Annotated in this window: 20 protein-coding genes, 1 tRNA gene and 1 riboswitch; of the genes, 8 read left to right on the top strand and 13 right to left on the bottom strand. The window is 45.7% G+C overall.

Annotated elements, in window-relative coordinates:
* Positions 1-44: 44 nt before the first annotated feature.
* Positions 45-121, top strand: a tRNA-Pro gene (locus ACTHTG_RS02360).
* Between the two features lie 48 nt (positions 122-169).
* Here the strand turns inward: ACTHTG_RS02360 and ACTHTG_RS02355 are convergent.
* The gene (locus tag ACTHTG_RS02355) at positions 170-1,048 is read right to left on the bottom strand and encodes a lysophospholipid acyltransferase family protein (RefSeq protein ID WP_004521058.1); all 879 of its coding nucleotides are present in this window, start codon (positions 1,046-1,048) and stop codon (positions 170-172) included.
* Positions 1,049-1,156: 108 nt separating this feature from the next.
* Positions 1,157-1,267: riboswitch (SAM-I-IV-variant riboswitch) on the top strand.
* Between the two features lie 173 nt (positions 1,268-1,440).
* Between ACTHTG_RS02355 and metK the strand changes: the two genes are divergently transcribed.
* Positions 1,441-2,610: a methionine adenosyltransferase gene (gene metK, locus ACTHTG_RS02350; protein WP_004521057.1), complete on the top strand. Its 1,170-nt coding sequence runs from the start codon at positions 1,441-1,443 to the stop codon at positions 2,608-2,610.
* Between the two features lie 171 nt (positions 2,611-2,781).
* On the top strand, positions 2,782-3,849 hold the full coding sequence (locus ACTHTG_RS02345) for a DUF1176 domain-containing protein (RefSeq protein ID WP_004521055.1): 1,068 nt from the start codon (positions 2,782-2,784) through the stop codon (positions 3,847-3,849).
* Positions 3,850-4,046: 197 nt separating this feature from the next.
* On the opposite strand, the gene ACTHTG_RS02340 is transcribed toward ACTHTG_RS02345, so the two are convergent.
* The 11 genes from ACTHTG_RS02340 to ACTHTG_RS02290 all read right to left on the bottom strand — a co-directional run bounded on the left by ACTHTG_RS02340 (position 4,047) and on the right by ACTHTG_RS02290 (position 11,428).
* A complete protein-coding gene (locus ACTHTG_RS02340) occupies positions 4,047-4,997 on the bottom strand; it encodes an IS110 family transposase (RefSeq protein ID WP_440360537.1) in 951 nt (316 codons plus the stop codon).
* A 282-nt stretch (positions 4,998-5,279) separates the two neighbouring features.
* Positions 5,280-6,437: a zonular occludens toxin family protein gene (locus tag ACTHTG_RS02335; RefSeq protein WP_440360538.1), complete on the bottom strand. Its 1,158-nt coding sequence runs from the start codon at positions 6,435-6,437 to the stop codon at positions 5,280-5,282.
* A complete protein-coding gene (locus ACTHTG_RS02330; RefSeq protein WP_049337051.1) occupies positions 6,434-6,727 on the bottom strand; it encodes a DUF2523 domain-containing protein in 294 nt (97 codons plus the stop codon). Before ACTHTG_RS02330 ends, ACTHTG_RS02335 begins: the two co-directional genes overlap by 4 nt.
* A gap of 3 nt (positions 6,728-6,730) precedes the next feature.
* Positions 6,731-8,266: an IgG-binding virulence factor TspB family protein gene (locus ACTHTG_RS02325; protein WP_440360539.1), complete on the bottom strand. Its 1,536-nt coding sequence runs from the start codon at positions 8,264-8,266 to the stop codon at positions 6,731-6,733.
* Positions 8,241-8,561, bottom strand: a complete 321-nt coding sequence (locus ACTHTG_RS02320; protein ID WP_440360540.1) for a hypothetical protein — start codon at positions 8,559-8,561, stop codon at positions 8,241-8,243. The genes ACTHTG_RS02325 and ACTHTG_RS02320 overlap by 26 nt, the downstream gene beginning before the upstream one ends.
* Positions 8,562-8,682: 121 nt before the next feature.
* Positions 8,683-8,961, bottom strand: a complete 279-nt coding sequence (locus ACTHTG_RS02315; protein WP_440360541.1) for a hypothetical protein — start codon at positions 8,959-8,961, stop codon at positions 8,683-8,685.
* Positions 8,962-9,027: 66 nt separating this feature from the next.
* Entirely contained in the window at positions 9,028-9,246 is a 219-nt protein-coding gene (locus tag ACTHTG_RS02310; RefSeq protein WP_070836707.1) for a major capsid protein, read from the bottom strand.
* Between the two features lie 86 nt (positions 9,247-9,332).
* On the bottom strand, positions 9,333-9,536 hold the full coding sequence (locus ACTHTG_RS02305; protein WP_049336678.1) for a hypothetical protein: 204 nt from the start codon (positions 9,534-9,536) through the stop codon (positions 9,333-9,335).
* Between the two features lie 13 nt (positions 9,537-9,549).
* Entirely contained in the window at positions 9,550-9,861 is a 312-nt protein-coding gene (locus ACTHTG_RS02300) for a hypothetical protein (protein ID WP_070836706.1), read from the bottom strand.
* 12 nt (positions 9,862-9,873) lie between these two features.
* Positions 9,874-11,175 carry a replication initiation factor domain-containing protein gene (locus tag ACTHTG_RS02295; protein ID WP_440360544.1) on the bottom strand — a complete coding sequence of 434 codons (1,302 nt, stop codon included), beginning with the start codon at positions 11,173-11,175 and terminating at the stop codon, positions 9,874-9,876.
* A 22-nt stretch (positions 11,176-11,197) separates the two neighbouring features.
* Positions 11,198-11,428 carry a hypothetical protein gene (locus ACTHTG_RS02290; protein ID WP_440360542.1) on the bottom strand — a complete coding sequence of 77 codons (231 nt, stop codon included), beginning with the start codon at positions 11,426-11,428 and terminating at the stop codon, positions 11,198-11,200.
* Positions 11,429-11,602: 174 nt separating this feature from the next.
* Between ACTHTG_RS02290 and ACTHTG_RS02285 the strand changes: the two genes are divergently transcribed.
* From ACTHTG_RS02285 to ACTHTG_RS02265, 5 genes are all read left to right on the top strand, one after another.
* A complete protein-coding gene (locus tag ACTHTG_RS02285) occupies positions 11,603-11,923 on the top strand; it encodes an accessory factor UbiK family protein (protein WP_004521053.1) in 321 nt (106 codons plus the stop codon).
* 13 nt (positions 11,924-11,936) lie between these two features.
* Positions 11,937-13,433, top strand: coding sequence for a YifB family Mg chelatase-like AAA ATPase (locus tag ACTHTG_RS02280; protein WP_049337086.1), 1,497 nt, complete (start codon positions 11,937-11,939; stop codon positions 13,431-13,433).
* 154 nt (positions 13,434-13,587) lie between these two features.
* A complete protein-coding gene (locus tag ACTHTG_RS02275; RefSeq protein ID WP_049337087.1) occupies positions 13,588-14,655 on the top strand; it encodes an SPOR domain-containing protein in 1,068 nt (355 codons plus the stop codon).
* Between the two features lie 11 nt (positions 14,656-14,666).
* Positions 14,667-15,308, top strand: coding sequence for a thiol:disulfide interchange protein DsbA/DsbL (locus ACTHTG_RS02270; RefSeq protein ID WP_049344447.1), 642 nt, complete (start codon positions 14,667-14,669; stop codon positions 15,306-15,308).
* 44 nt (positions 15,309-15,352) lie between these two features.
* Positions 15,353-16,177, top strand: a complete 825-nt coding sequence (locus tag ACTHTG_RS02265) for an undecaprenyl-diphosphate phosphatase (protein WP_049337089.1) — start codon at positions 15,353-15,355, stop codon at positions 16,175-16,177.
* A 71-nt stretch (positions 16,178-16,248) separates the two neighbouring features.
* Here ACTHTG_RS02265 and ACTHTG_RS02260 read toward each other — a convergent pair whose 3' ends face one another.
* A complete protein-coding gene (locus ACTHTG_RS02260; protein WP_039862299.1) occupies positions 16,249-16,701 on the bottom strand; it encodes a type IV pilin protein in 453 nt (150 codons plus the stop codon).
* Between the last annotated feature and the right edge of the window lie 11 nt (positions 16,702-16,712).

Here is a 16,712-nt window from a genome sequence, read left to right as displayed (position 1 = left end):
CCCCTGTACAAACCGGCTTCTCCTATCCTATAATTTCCCACATTCGGAATGTAGCGCAGCCCGGTAGCGCACTTCGTTCGGGACGAAGGGGTCGGAGGTTCGAATCCTCTCATTCCGACCAAATACAAAACCTGCTTGAGTCCAAGCAGGTTTTTTACATTCGGCAAGCCTATATTTCCGGCGGGAAAGGCGCGCCTTCGGGATGTTTGTAGCGGTTGTACATAAACAAATATTGTTCCGGAAAACGGCGTATCCAATACTCGGTATTTTCATTGATCACGCGCGCGTCGTTCTCCTTATCGCCGTTCAACTCGCCGCGCAAAGGCTCTATATGCAAGACAAAGCCTTTACCGTCGGGCAAACGCTCGCCGCAGAAAAACAAAGCCTTCACGCCTTTGACTTGCGCCAGCTTGCCTGCCAACGTCATGGTGTAGGCAGGTTTGCCGAAAAAGTCCACCCACACGCCGTCGCCTCCTTCTTCCGGAGACGGTACATGGTCCGGCAACACAATGGTCGCTTCGCCGCCGCGCAGCGCTTTGATGATTTGTTTGACGCCCTGAATGCTGGTCGGTGCAGTCTTGCCTTTACCGCGCACGCGCCCTGCCTGCATCACCGCATCAAATGCCTTGATTTTCGGCGGCTTGTACATCGCCGTCAGCGGAAACGGCAGTTGCTGGCTGATGTAACGACCCGCCAAATCATAGCTGCCGATGTGCGGCGTGATAAACAGCAAACCTTCGCCCGCGCTCAAGGCCGTCTGAACATGTTCCCAACCGTTGACACTGACAAACAGGTTTTCAATTTCCTCAGGTCGTCTGAAAAACGCCACCGGCAATTCCAAGCCGCCTTTTGCTGTTTCACGGAAAATTTTTTTCACCGCCTCGTCCGTCGGGTTCAATCCGGCAAGTTTCATGTTTTCGAAAACACGCCGGCGATCTTTCGACAGCAAGCGGAAACCCAAACTGCCGAGCAGGTTGCCTAATTTGTGCAACCAAACCAAAGGCAGCGCGGCCAAAAATTTAAAAACAAAGGTAACAAGCGTTTGCATAAGGTTTTACCAAAATGAAGTGGACAGATTGTAAACGAAACAGGCCGTCTGAACAAAACAGACTTCGGGCAAATATATTGCGACACACCTGCTTTTCTGCTACTATCCGCGCTGCATTAAGAGTTGGGAATTCCATGCCAACCTGCTTTTCAAACGGAAAGGTAAGGTGGACGGTTGAAAAACCGATGTGGCTCGCCAGAGCAATCCAAACCCGCTTAATGCGGGAATTTTTTTGCCTGTAAGAAACGTGCAACAGGATTCCGAAACAGCAGACAAGTGCGAATGTTTCTCACTTGTATAGAGAAAAAGCGGAGTTTTTGTTATGATTTCCGCTGTCCGAAATAAAAGGCTGTCTGAAAACACAGCAGCCTGTTTTTAATGAAAGAATAGCAATGAGCGAATATCTGTTTACTTCCGAATCGGTATCCGAAGGCCATCCGGATAAAGTTGCCGACCAAGTATCCGATGCGATTTTGGATGCCATCTTGGCGCAAGACCCCAAAGCGCGTGTCGCAGCAGAAACCTTGGTCAACACAGGCTTGTGCGTATTGGCAGGCGAAATCACTACCACCGCCCAAGTGGACTACATCAAAGTTGCACGCGAAACCATCAAACGCATCGGCTACAACTCCTCCGAGCTGGGCTTTGATGCCAACGGCTGCGCAGTCGGCGTGTACTACGACCAACAATCTCCGGACATCGCCCAAGGCGTGAACGAAGGCGAAGGCATCGACCTGAACCAAGGCGCGGGCGATCAAGGTTTGATGTTCGGCTATGCCTGCGACGAAACCCCTACCCTGATGCCGTTTGCCATCTATTACAGCCACCGCCTGATGCAACGCCAAAGCGAATTGCGCAAAGACGGCCGCCTGCCTTGGCTGCGTCCTGATGCCAAAGCCCAACTGACCGTGGTTTACGACAGCGAAACCGGCAAAGTAAAACGCATCGACACAGTCGTCCTGTCTACCCAGCACGATCCGTCTATCGGTTACGAAGAGCTGAAAAACGCCGTGATCGAACACATCATCAAACCGGTTCTGCCGTCTGAACTGCTGACCGACGAAACCAAATACCTGATCAACCCGACCGGCCGCTTCGTTATCGGCGGCCCGCAAGGCGACTGCGGTTTGACCGGCCGCAAAATCATCGTCGATACCTACGGCGGCGCAGCTCCGCACGGTGGCGGTGCATTCTCCGGCAAAGATCCGTCCAAAGTGGACCGTTCCGCCGCTTACGCCTGCCGCTACGTTGCGAAAAACATCGTCGCCGCCGGTTTGGCAACCCAATGCCAAATCCAAGTTTCCTACGCCATCGGCGTTGCCGAACCGACTTCGATTTCCATCGATACTTTCGGCACCGGCAAAATCAGCGAAGAAAAACTGATTGCCCTGGTTCGCGAACATTTCGACCTGCGCCCTAAAGGCATCGTCCAAATGCTCGACCTGCTGCGCCCGATTTACGGAAAATCCGCCGCCTACGGCCACTTCGGTCGCGAAGAGCCTGAATTTACTTGGGAGTGCACCGACAAATCAGCCGCATTGAAAGCAGCCGCAGGCGTGTAAAAAAATAATAAAGGTCGTCTGAACGGGAGTTTCAGACGGCCTTTTTACATCTAAATATTCAAAACCTTTTTACGAACGACACATCGTATTTTCACAAAAACAGCGCAACGAAACCTTGGATTGCTATGCTGTCTTTGTGAATCTACATAAATAAAATTGAAAGCATACATCATGAAGAAATGGCTGCTGGCTGTTTTGCCTGCCACCGCACTGGCTGCTCCGCCTCAAGGCTTTTATCAAAATTACAAAGACTGGGACATTGCTTGCGACAATACCGGCACCTGCCGTCTTGCCGGATACCAAGCAGATGAAATAGAACCACCGGTTTCTATCCTGTTTACCCGACAAGCAGGGGCGAATGCCGCAGTAATTGGCGAAGTTTCCCTACTGCCATTTAATGACGATGAAGCACAACTCGCCAGCATTGCAACCCGCAACGAATTGGTATTGAACGGTAAATCACTGGGCAAATTGGCGTTCAATAAAAAAGGCCAAGGCAAATTGAGCAGCGCGCAAACCAGTGCCTTACTCGAAGCATTGAAAAAAGAGAGCAAAATCAGCATCCGCTCTGGAAAATATGAATGGCATTTGTCCGACAAAGGCGCAGCGGCGGCGATGTTGAAAACGGACGAATTCCAAGGCCGTCTGAACACACCTTCCGCACTGATACGCAAAGGCAACAGCAGTCAGGCAGTCCTCAATCCTCAACCCAAACCCGTTATCCGCGCCGTTGCCGTGCCGAAAAATGCAGGCGATACGCTGGAGCAAAACACGCCGCGCCACAATGCCGTCATGAAACTGCTGCGAGACAGCAACAACTATGCTCCCACTGACGATGACAATTACTGCCCCGCCCTGCATGATAAAGAGCACATGGATTGGAATCGCAGCCTAAGTATTTATCCGCTCAACAAACAACAAGTATTGGTAGAGGCCATCTGTATCGGCGGAGCCTATCAAACCGGCGGCTACTATGCCATTGCCAACAAAGAATTAACCAAAATCGAACAAGTGCTACCGCCAATGACATACGGCGGTCACGGTGGATTCGATGAGAAAACAGCCACCCTTAGCGGCAGCTTCAAAGGCCGAGGGATCGGCGACTGCTGGTCTGGTAATGCAGCGGTGTGGGACGGTAAAACGTTTGTCCGCAGTGAGGAACACACCACCGGTTCATGCAAAGGCTTCACAGGCGGCGCGTGGCTGATGCCTATTTTTGAAGCCCGTGTTGAACGTTAAAATACACGGAATATTTACGATAGAAAGCAAAGATAGTGTATTGAATAGTCAAATAACTTTACATTTCTTAAAGTTGAAACAATACGCACCCTGATTTGTTCAGGGTGTTTTGTTTGACATTAAATGGTTTTGCGTTTTATTTTTTTATTTATTTTTCAGTAAATTAAAAATCGCCGGCGAAAGCCCGGTTTAATTTTTCATTTATATCTTTCCGGCTCAAAATCTTGACCGTTTTTTAATAGGTTGAAAGCTATCACGGCAAGTTTGCGCATGATGGCTATCAGTATAAGTTTTATGGGCTTTCCTTTGGCTTTTAATCTTTTTACGAAATTGGAAAAGGCGTTACAGCGATAAGCAACTAAGGCGGGCATATACAGGCTTTTTCTGATGTTGACATTGCCGATTTTCGATATTCGGCTTTTGCCGTTTACGCTGCTTCCTGATTGGTTTTTGCGTGGGTCTAAACCGAGATAGGCAGTAAACTGCTTTTGGTTGGAGAAAGGGTGTCTTTTGTAGGCGGAAAGCAATACTGCTGCGCTTTGTTCCCCTATGCCCGTAATGGTCTTTAGGCGTTTGCGTTGCGTATTGTAATCTGGATGAGACTTGTAGAACTGGAGCAGTTGCTTTTTGATGGCACGAATTTGGCTGCTTAGATTTTCAATGGTGGTTTTGATATGCGGGGCGATGTAGTCGGGTGCTTCGTGCAGTTTGGTGGTTTCGATCGCACGTTGTTTTTTAAGATGGTCTAAATATCGGGCTAGTTCTTGGAGCTGTTTTTGTTCTTGTGACGGCGGTATCCATGCTTTCAATTTGTGTTTCCGATCTTGGCAGTATTGTGCGATTAGTCTTGCATCTTGCTTGTCGGTTTTACTGCGTTGAAGTTCGGCTATGGCATAACCTTTTATTCTTCGCGGATTCTCGACCGTAACGGTGTAATGCTTATGTAAATAATGGGCTAGCGGTTCGTAATATGTTCCGGTGGCTTCGCAGCAGCAATGCAGCTCTGAAGTCATTTGATGAAATTTTAGCCAGTCTGTAAGTAGTTGGAATCCTTTCATGTTGTTGCTGAATCTTTTTTCATGGTTTTGGCCGTCTGAAATGAGACAGCAATCTATTGTAAGTTTTGATACGTCTATGCCTAAGTACATATGTTTTACCTTATGAATTCGGGTTGCGCCCTAGATAGTGTTCAAACTTCAGATGTACGAAAGCCCACGCTTCTATCTTTGCTTCAAGCTTATGCTTTGGCCGTGCTTTCGAAGTCGTGGGCTTTGCTTAGTGTTTCGTCAAACGCTAAGCCCTGAATAAGCAGAATTGCTCATTCAGGGATTAACGCTAAACTTTCGGGGTGTTCCCCGAACCCCCATGGCTACTTTTTACCGTGTTGATTACGCCTTTGGGCTTTATCAACACGGTAAAAAGCAGCTCAATTAATTAGTGCCAACAATACCGCCGCGCTGTTGGAATTGCTCTCCTGATTCAACATAACCGTCATACATCAGGTTTTGAGGGCTTTTACCGCCCATTGTAAGCACTTGCCCTTTTTCAGGCTCATAGGCGGTCTGTTGCTGTTGTGCTTCCTGTTGTTCGTCCTTGTATGGGTTAAATGGCAAGCCGTTTTTGACGTAGTCTTTGCACATGGCTTTTGTGATTTCTTTCAGCTGTGTGCCCTGGCTTGAGTAACAGGTACATCCGCTTTTGCCGCCATCGACACAGCCAACAGGGTACTCAAATGTTTTGACCTGTCGGACGTTGTTATAAATGGGCTTGCTTTCAGGTTTTTCAGCTAAAACAGGTACAAAATCTTCAGGCTTTAAACTACTATTCGTAGTCTGTTGAGGCAGTGTACTATTTTCCGGTGTTGTGACTTCATCCGTTGTATCTGATGTAGTCAATGCCGCTGTCTGTTGTTTTTCCTCTTGGTTAAATCGTTTACTCATTCCATTGATGGTATAAACGGCAAAACCAATTAATAAAGGTAAAAACAAAGCTACGAATATCAGGCTTTTGGGAATGCGTCTTTTAGGCTTGGTGTGTACTTCGGCAGATTTGTACATTCCGAAAGACTTTTTAGGAACTACAAACGTTCTTTCTATTGCCTTAGCAATATTCACACTACTGTCAGGCTGATCTACACATTCATTCCATTCATAGAGTTTTCGTCCTACAGGCTTAATCGATACATGCATATGCCTTTGAACAAGCTTTCTTACGAAACTATCAAGAAAACTTGGATGTTGCGTGATTAAGACGATATCTAAGCCATGATGTCGATGTAATGCTAAAGCTTCTATAAAAGTAGGTACTTTTGAAGCGGCGGAACGTGTACCCATCAGCCTTTGCGCTTCGTCTATGATGACAAGCGAGCCATAAGGAAGGAAGTCTTGAAACGGTTTCTCTTTAATTTGTTCATCTGTAAGTTCTTCATGTTCTATCTTCAATTCAGGGATACCGTTTACAAAGAGAGGGCGTTTTTTCTTTACGCCGTCTTTATCAGTAAAATGTGTGTAGCTTTCGTCTGTCATCAGCATATTGACGACAGAGCTAGTTTTTCCGCTACCTGGTACACCAGTTTGTAAAATAATCATTTAGCTTTTCCCCCTGGAATAAAGGATAGTTTGCTGATACTTTGCATAGCAACGTTAAAAGCAAATGCACCGAATATCAGACCTAATGCATGGCCGAAACCTGCCATCATGACAATTTGAAGAATGTCTGATGGCATTGAGTTGAACTGGTTTTTTACGTAGTCTTTTATAAAACCTAATCCAACTGTAAAGCCTGTATAAGTTACAAAACTAATGCCAAGGGCAATAAATACTTTTGCAACAATATAGGTTAATAGTCTTTGTAATATGGCGAAAAACGCAGCTTTCATGCTTTAGTCCTTTCTACTTGAAAACATGATATATGCTGCTGCTACCGCAGCGATACCAATCACAAGGAATCGGATCATTTCGGCAAAATTACAAATCATGTCATATTTAAATTCCATGGTTATGCCCAAATAGGTTGCAGTTCGAGGCGCAGGGCAAACACCATTATCGGGTAGGAAGAAATCAGGGCTAAATGTTGTTTCGTTATTTGTATGAGGAATTTTGAAAGGTTCTTCTTGTTCCTCTACATCGCCTTTTTCTGAACAAGCTAATATGTCAGGGAAAACATTACAAAGTAATCCTTTTGATTCTTCTTTCTTGTCATCTTTTTTATCTTCTTTTCTTTTATCTTTATCAGATGGATCGTCATCCGGATCAGGTTTATCATCTGGACGTTTATCAGGATTACCATCTGGATCGGGTTTATCATCCGGCTTTTTATCAGGCTTTCCGTCAGGATTAGGCGCAGGGTCTGGATCAGGCTTTGTATTGGGTGCTTCAGATCCGCCCGGTGTCAAATCAGGACGTTGAGTAGTTGCGACTTCTGCCGTTGTGTTGCCGTTGGAGTCTTTGCCGAAAGTAATGGTAATTTGAACCGGTTTGCCGTTTTCGGGAGTGACAGGGCCAATGGTTACAACAGTACCGGCAGGGACTGATACTTTTTCGTTATATTCTGGTTTGCCTGTGCCTTCTACAAAAGGGGTAGGGTTTGCGTCAATTGAAGGGGTAGAGATTTGTAGGAATTTATCTTGTGTCAGAACTTCTGTATCTCTCATGTATAAAGTAAATGAAAATGGACTTCTGGTGTCGCTACCTCTTTTAACTGTACAATTGCCACCATTCAAATTAAATTGACATCCGTCTAAAAAAAAGTATTGCCAAAATTTTGATTTTTCTCTGTTATCTAGTTCATGCTTTTCTTTTTCCCAAAAAGGTTCCGCAAGTTTTTCCATTTGCATTACCATTAATTGTTCCGCTTCTCTTCTGCTTGTACCACCTTTTTTATAAGCACTTAAAACAGAACTATCAACGCCATAACATGCGGTTTTTTGCAATCTTCCTTCTCTATCTTGGGTAACAATACAGTTTCTCGCAGGCCATTCTTTTAGAAATTCTTCGCTGACTTCATTCCATTTGTAGCCTTCAAATTCAAGATCAGATTTAACAGCTTGATAGGCTTCGTAGGCGAAATAGGCAGCCGTACCCCAACCGTATAAACGTGTACCTAATGCAGCGCCTCTTTTTACCAGTCCAAATGCGCCTGAAAGTACGGCTTTTCGGGATACTTGTGCTTCTAAAGTTACGGGTACAGTTGAAGTAGATCTAAAGCCTGTTGAAGCGTCACGTACAGCTAGGGATTTACTGGAATTTTCATGATAAAACATGTTCCCACCCATGCCACCACGACCATTATCTAAATACCGCCAAGTTCTAACGCCATTTTGATTAAAACCGCCAGTCGAAACACGTACTCTTCCATTTGGTTCAACAACTAATTCAGCATGAGCTTTAAAATTAAATCCTAATAGAATAACGGCCATAATAATAAGCCGTAGAAATTTGACCATCATAGAACTCTTTGCATTCAAAGCCATGTTCTAAAAACTGAAATTTTAAAAACGAGCCATCTTCAAAAAAAACTAACATATCATCAAGATATGTTCGATTTAGGAAATATTGAGCTGCACTTTTTACCATGTTCTTAAAATCAGAAATTTGATAAATTTCTTTAAGTCTGAACATTTCAGCTATAAACACATGACACAATTTTTCATTTAAATAATTGGGATTCGTATCTTTTTTAAATCTCAATTCTTCTTCTGAAATGTAAAACATAATACTAACTTTCGTAATGGTTGCTGAAAGTTAGATTATATAGCCACGTCATTTAAAAATCATCCAGCCCACCACGACCGGAACAAACACACCAAGATAAAAATAAAAATCCATCATGGTGCTACCTCAATTTCTGCCATATCAACCTGATACCCCAAACCGCTGCCATGATGGCAACTACTGACCAGCCTATATACGAACCGTCTTTCATGCTGTCTATCGGGTTACATTCTGGCAATTCAGCTTTGACGACCTGACCGTTAAGTATCCAACCGAGCTTAGACGCCTGAAGCTGTATCAACTTGCCGTCTTCGCCAATCTTCGGAGGCACTAAACTGAAATAGACGTTTTCGGCATCCTGACGGGTTGCATAACAATTATTTCCGACTTGGTAGCCCATTATTAAATACTCATGTCAATTAGTATTCAGACGACCTTTAAGGGGTCGTCTGAAACATGCTTCAAATTAGCGCAATACGCGACGGATCAGCTGGATAGCGAAGATTGAAGCGATAATACCCAGTACGATGGCCGCAACGGATAACGCATCAGTTTTGGCAGTAGCAAGGTCGGTTTTAACGCTTTCAGGTACTTCGGCCCATGCTTGAGTAGCGAAAGCCAGAGGAGCTGCGGCAACAACGGCCAGTTTTGCGCCGTATTTACGGCAAGTGTTCATCAATTTCATGATGTTTTCCTTAACGAAATGTTTAAAAAAAATGTGTTTGCGGGCTATGTGAAGGTTTTAGAGACCGCCCGCCGAGCCTCTTAAACTTAATCTTCTTTTGTATAAAAACTGAAAATTAAAAATTCGCCGCCGATTTCTTCAATCGCCGAACTGAAAGCGTCTTCATAGCTTTCATACTGACCGGCAGATTTAATATTGGGCGTAAAGCCAATATCGCCGAATGGATCGGGATAGATGAATTCATGATTTTCAAGTTCTTGAACAATAAATTTTTGCTGATACTTACTCATGATTCAGCCTTTCTTAGGCTTTGGGCGTTGCGCCTTTAACTTGGAAATCAAGCAATTTAGGAACGAGGCCTTTACCGGTTGATTCCATGGCGACGGTTACATCAACCGCACAAGGAAATTTAAGATTTTTCAGCTTGTCGAAATTATGGCTATCGCCAAACTTCATGCTTGCCGCGGTAAAGCCTACGGCATTGCCGTTTGAAGGCATGGGGCTGGCTACCAAAACTGTGCAAGAATCGATTTTGTTACCGTCGATTTCGCCTTTAAATTGTTTTGCGCCCAACAGGGTTGCTGAATACGTGGTTACTTGGCTTTGCTCAAACATTTTGAATTTCCTTTACTTGTTTAAAAAATTTGAAATAATTTTCTCTTCGAGTTCGATGTCTTTAATGTGTTGTTTTTCCCTGTCTTGTGGGAATGCGGTTTCTTTCTCATCAAGCAAATCATCAAGTAATGTTTGCATGTTCAAATCATCAATTGCTTTTTGCTCTTCGTGTATATACTGAATCTTTTGTGTCTGATCTCTACAATCGTATTGTTCAGGTTGTAACCCTTTGGGATAACCTTCAATGCCTTTTACAAGTTCATCGACGATTTTTGTATCATCCCAGCCTATATCGCGGAGGAAATTAACCATTTTTCCAACTTGATTACGCGCATGAAACAGTTTGTGATCGAAAGATAGATTTACTGTTTCTGTCTTGGCATCCATCCGCTTGGCTTCTGTTTTGAATATCGCCGTACATATCGGATAAGCACCACCAAGATACGAACCGGGATAAAGCAAAACATCTAAGGGAATTTCTATATCGCCCGCCCGAAATTCAGTTTCAAACCTGATCCATGGACTATTGACATCGCCAAATTGTTTTCCTTTCTCATAAACACGGGTAAATTTAGAATTTCCGCGTTTACCTACATAAAAGGTTTTGCCGCTACCGTCATCATTGCGCCATGCAGTACCGCGGCATTCGCTTTTTGGCCTCATGTTATGAACGTCAAAATGACCGTTATCATGATCAAGTAATGCTTGATCGGGTGTGTATTCGCCGTTAAAAAAATCATGGGCCACATCAACACGGGTAATTTTTGGACGAATGCACTTACTTAAAAACTCATACAGTCGGTTTTCCCAACCGGGTATAGCAGCCTGACAACCTGTACCATTCAATTCAACCAGCATTGTTTCACGCTGGCCGCCATAATGAACTTTTCCATATTCAACGTTATCCGGGCCTAGTTGGTAACAGCTTTTATAAAAAAACTTTCCTTTAAACGGTAGTTTTTGGGTAATGCCAAAACCTAAAATTTCTTCTAACAGCTCGCTATACTTCACAACAAATTCTGTATCTGAAACCAATCCTTTACCTGTTACTTTCGGCAAACTGTCTTCGTGAATTGTGAAAGTTATTTGGTCAATAAATGCGCCGTCATCCCTTCCTCTTCTTAACGGTATTTCAATGAATTTTCCTTTTCCATCCGATACGAAATGGCTGAAATATTCAAATTCGAAGTCTTGGTTCTCCGATTTTTCCGCACCCTTCGGATTAGGGGTTTTATTTTGCTCCCCCCCTATTAGCCTAGGGGGGCAGCCTTCGGCGGTTGTCGCAGCCTTGCCGTCCGCTGGCGCGGCCGCCATGTCTGCGCCTACCGCCACGGCTTTATCTTCCAAGGCTTTCACGGTTGCATTCCTTATCCATCAGTTCTTTTACAAACAATCTGCCGAATTCATACGCTTCGTTTTCGGTTTTTTGTTTCAAAGTCGGATTGCGGATAGGGAAACAAACTGTTTTGATGCATTGGGATTCGTTGTCTTTATCCCTGAACACTTTCAAGATGTATGCTTTCGGGAAAGATAAGGGTTCGGGATTGACGGTATAGAAAATAAACATGATTAAGCCCCTTCACTGGCTAGAGTTAAGGGGCTTTACAAGAATTAAGAATATGCGCCCCTGACGGAACGCAATATATAAGGCCGTCTCAAAATTCCCGTTTTCAGACGGCCTTTTTCCTTATACAATAGCCACTTGAATTTCTATATACATTCTGAATAAAGGATACGGATTATGTTCGGCAAACAACTTTTTGAAGAAGTCAGCTCCAAAATCAGCGAAACCATCGCCAACAGCCCTGCCAAAGACATGGAAAAAAACGTTAAAGCCATGCTCGGCAGCGCGTTCAACCGCATGGACTTGGTGACCCGCGAAGAATTCGACATCCAACAACAGGTTTTGATTAAAACCCGTACCAAACTGGCCGAATTGGAAGCCCGTTTGGTCAAACTCGAAGCCGCTCAAGAGCCTGAAGAAGCTGCTTTGAAAGCGGCCGAAGCTGCTGCGGAAGAAGCTGTTGCCGAAATCAAACAACAAACTGAAGCTGCCGAATAAGGCCGTCTGAAACATGTCGCTTGCTTTGGTTTACAGCCGCGCCTTAAGCGGCATGAATGCGCCGTTGGTCGAAGTGGAAGCCCACCTTGCCAACGGCTTGCCACATTTCAATATCGTCGGCTTGCCCGATACTGAAGTCAAAGAAAGCCGCGACCGTGTGCGTGCCGCCATCATCCAAAGCGGTTTCGACTTCCCCGCCAAGAAAATTACCGTCAACCTCGCACCGGCCGACCTCCCCAAAGAATCCGGCCGTTTCGATTTACCGATTGCCTTGGGCATTCTTGCCGCATCGGGACAAATTAATCCTGAAAAGCTCGCGCAATATGAGTTTGCCGGAGAATTGGCGCTGTCCGGGCTGCTGCGTCCCGTACGCGGCGCGCTGGCCATGGCATGGCAGGGAATGCAGGCAGGTCGTTCGTTCGTCTTGCCGCAAGAAAATGCCGAACAGGCTGCCGTTATGCGCGGTATCGCGGTTTATGGTGCGCGTTCTTTAGGCGAAGTGGCCGCACATTTAAACGGTATCGAACCGCTGACACAAACTGAATGCAAGCTGACGCAAAGGCCGTCTGAACAAAGTAAAATACCTGATTTAGCCGATGTTAAAGGCCAGCATACCGCTCGCCTTGCTTTAGAAATCGCAGCGGCAGGCGGACACAGCCTGTTGATGATGGGCCCGCCGGGTACGGGCAAATCCATGCTTTCGCAACGTTTGCCCGGCATCCTTCCGCCTTTGACCGAAGACGAATTGGTCGAAGTATGGGCTTTGCGTTCGCTCCTGCCCAACCATCAACAGCAACTCGACAGCAACCGTCCTTTCCGCAGCCCTCATCACAGTGCCAGCTCGGCTGCTATGGTGGGTGGCGGTTCAGACCCGCGTCCGGGCGAAATTTCATTGGCGCACCACGGAGTGTTGTTTTTAGACGAATTGCCCGAGTTTGACCGTAAAGTATTAGAAGTGTTGCGCGAACCTTTGGAAAACGGCGAAATCCATATTTCCCGCGCCGCACGCCAAGCAGTTTATCCGGCCAAGTTCCAACTTGTCGCCGCCATGAACCCCTGCCCTTGCGGCTATCTTGGTCATCCATCCAAACCTTGCTGCTGCACGCCTGAAAGCGTTGCCCGCTACCGCAACAAAATTTCAGGGCCATTGCTCGACCGTATTGATTTAACCATCGAAGTACCCAGCCTTTCCGCTGCCGAATTGATGCAACAAGAAGCAGGCGAATCCAGTGCCACAGTATTGGAACGCGTTACCGCCGCACGCAAAATCCAATACAACAGACAAGGCAAAGTCAATGCCGAACTGAGTGTCAGCGAGCTCGATGGTAAAGCCCGCATCCAAAAAGAAGCGCAAGAAGCCTTGGGAACCATGCTCGAAAAACTATCCCTTTCCGCTCGAAGCTTCCACCGCATCATGCGCGTTGCCCGTACGCTGGCTGATTTGGCAGGCGACGAAGAAGTCAGCAAAACCCATGTGATGAAAGCCATCGGCTTCCGTCGCGCCCTTTAACTTTTCAGACGGCCTGAATCTTTATGTTTAAGTAAAACTAGAGTAAACAAAGCATCAGGATTTTGCCGTCCATAACGGTTATTGATAAAATATCGAATCCAAACTCAGACAGTCTCCCTTCAGGCCGTCTGAACACATTATTACAAGGTAAGTCATGAAAAAATCTACACAATATGGCAAAGGCTTGGCCGGTTTCTTTTTCGGCCTGATACTGGCAACAGGTATTATTGCCGGTATTTTGTTCTTCTTGAACCAAGGCAACCAAAACGTTTTCAAAGAGCTGACTCAGCCTAAACAAAGCGAAGAACCTGAAATCCTGAAACCTCAGGACAAAGCAGAGAAACGCCCAACCACCGACACTTCATCTACCCAAGCAGATGAAGAAAAAGCCAAAGCAGAAAAAGAAGCTGCTGAGAAAGAAGCCAAAGCTAAAGAAGAGGCTGAAAAGGCTGCCAAAGAAGCTGAAGAAAAAGCTCAAGCGGAAAAAGAAGCTCAGGAAAAAGCCGAACAAGCAGAACGTGAAGCCAAAGAAAAAGCAGAGAAAGCCGCTACCGATAAAGCCGAACGTGAAGCCAAAGAAAAAGCTGAAAAAGCCGCCGCCGACAAAGCCGAACGTGAAGCCAAAGAAAAAGCCGCAAAAACGGAAGCAGAAAAAGAAGCCGCCAAGAAAAAACTGTCCGAGAAAAAAGCCGAATTAGAGAAAAAACGCGCAGAAAAAGCCAAAGCTGAAAAAGAAGCTACTGATAAAACTGCAAAAGATAAAAAAGCAGCCGACCAACTGACCGACAAACAAAAAGAGCGTGCCGAGCGCAAATTGGCTGAGAAAAAAGCAGCCGAAGCCAAAAAACAAAACAAGCCGACACCTGAGCAAATCCTCAACAGCGGCAGCATCGAAAAAGCACGTAAAGCAGCAAATGCCTCTGCAACAAAAGAAAGCAGCAACGCTGCAAATAAACAGTCAGCAGAAAAAGCCGAAGCAGCTGCCAACAGCGGTAAAAAAGCCTTCCTGCAACTTGGTTCATATGCAGACCGTTCCAGCGCAGATTCACAACGTGCAAAACTGGCTATTTTAGGTGTTTCTTCCAAAGTGGTTGAATCGCAAAACGGCGACAAAACCATTTACCGAGTTCAAAGTAACACTATGCAGCAGGAAGCCGCTGTGAAACTGCAAAAAAACCTGCAAGACCATAATATCAACAGCTTGATTCGTTCTACCAAATAATGGAATCACTGATGAAGCAGCGTATGAAACAAACCATTGCCGTACTCAGCCTGATCCTGCTCAGTCTGAGTGCGCAGGCTGCTACCGAAGGCGTGGACTATACCGTTCTTAGTCGCCCTATCCCGCAGCAGCAAGCCGGAAAAATTGAAGTGCTAGAATTTTTCGGCTACTTCTGCGTCCATTGTTACCATCTCGATCCAGTTTTGTTGCAACACAGCAAAACCTTTGCCAAAGATGTTTCCTTACGGACAGAACACGTCGTTTGGATGCCTGAAATGTTAGGCTTGGCCAAAGTAGCCGCTGCCGTCAATCTTTCAGGTTTAAAATATCAGGCCAATCCAGTCATCTTCAAAGCTGTTTACGAACAGAAGATTAACTTGGCTGATGCAAATGTATTCCGATCATGGGTCGGCAAACAGACAAGTTTTGACAGTCAAAAACTACTTCAAACCTACAATAGCCCTGCTGCCGCGTCGGCTGCTGCAAAAATGCAGCAATTGACGGAAACTTATCGAATTGAAAACACACCAACTGTCATCGTCGGTGGTAAATACAAAGTCAATTTCAATGGTAGCGACTGGAAAGTCGGTATGAAAACCATAGACGAGCTCATCGTCAAAGTCCGCCGCGAACAATCCTCAAAACCACTTTAACTATTCAACAAAAGAAAGACGGCCTCAAGGCCGTCTGAAAACTTATGGACATTTTGATTTTATTTAAAGCACTTATTCTCGGTATTATCGAAGGTTTAACCGAGTTCCTCCCTATTTCAAGTACCGGTCACTTGATTGTATTTGGCGACTTAATGAATTTCCAAAGCAACGGAAAAGTATTCGAAATTGCCATCCAGCTCGGTGCCGTATTAGCCGTCGTATTCGAATATCGCCAACGATTTACCCATATCATAAAAGGACTAGGCAAAGAGCGAACAGCCAATCGCTTTGTGCTGAATTTATTTATCGCGTTCATCCCCGCTGCGATTGTTGGCCTCTTATTCAGTAAACAAATTAAATTGCATCTTTTCAACCCCATTACTGTTGCTACTATGCTAGTACTCGGTGGTTTCTTCATTTTATGGGTTGAAAAACGCCAAACAACAGCCAAACCTAAAGTCAATCATGTAGACGATATGCGCCCAATCGACGCATTTGTTGTAGGATGCGCCCAAATTTGTGCCCTTATCCCTGGGACATCACGTTCAGGCAGCACCATCATGGGCGGTATGCTGTGGGGATTAGAACGTAAAACGGCTACCGAATTTTCATTCTTCCTTGCTGTACCAATGATGATTGCGGCAACAGGTTACGACATCTTAAAAAACTACAAACTCTTTACCTTACAAGATGTCGGACAAATTGCCATCGGTTTTATCGCAGCATTTATCGCCGGTCTATTGGCAGTAAAAGCTTTGCTGAAATTTATCTCCAGTAAAAACTATGTACCTTTTGCCTACTACCGTATTGTATTTGGTGGTCTGATTCTCCTTACTTGGATGCTGGGCTGGGTCAGCTGGAGCGAATAGCCCCTCTCCCTAAAGGACGTGCCTGAGCACGTCCTATTTCTTTATCCGCTTCCTCCCTTTAGATCAGGTTTCTACCCCGTAAAAGGCCGACACTCCGCATCATTGCCCCTAAATATCTCCTCACCGTCCGTACAGCTGCCCTTCCCCTTCATCTTCCCGCACACCACCGCCGTCAGCGACTCGTTCAAGCGCAGCACCCTCGGCTCCGCTTCCCTATCCAGCGCCACCGCCTTCAAGGTAAACTTACCCTCCAGGATGCCCTTAGCCTGACCGCTCATCCTGATACAGAAACCGCCCGCCTCCTTCACCGGCAGTTCCGGCCACTTCGTCGACGTCAGCTTAAAGCTGCCCTTTTTCGCGTAGAACTGCTCCATAAAGCGCGCATTTTCCAGCAGCGCTGCATGAGCCGCACGCAGGTTGGCCGAGCGGACCGATTCCCGATAGACCGTAAAGGCAGCCGTTGCCAAGATCGAAACCAGCAGCATCACCACCAGCAGCTGTATCAAGGAGTAGCCCCTCTGCACAGTTGCCCTAT

The organism is Neisseria sp. P0017.S009 (assembly GCF_051957375.1).
GTDB lineage: Bacteria > Pseudomonadota > Gammaproteobacteria > Burkholderiales > Neisseriaceae > Neisseria > Neisseria perflava.
The sequence above is the reverse complement of the archived record's forward strand: the minus strand, read 5'-3'. Positions and strand labels throughout refer to the sequence as shown.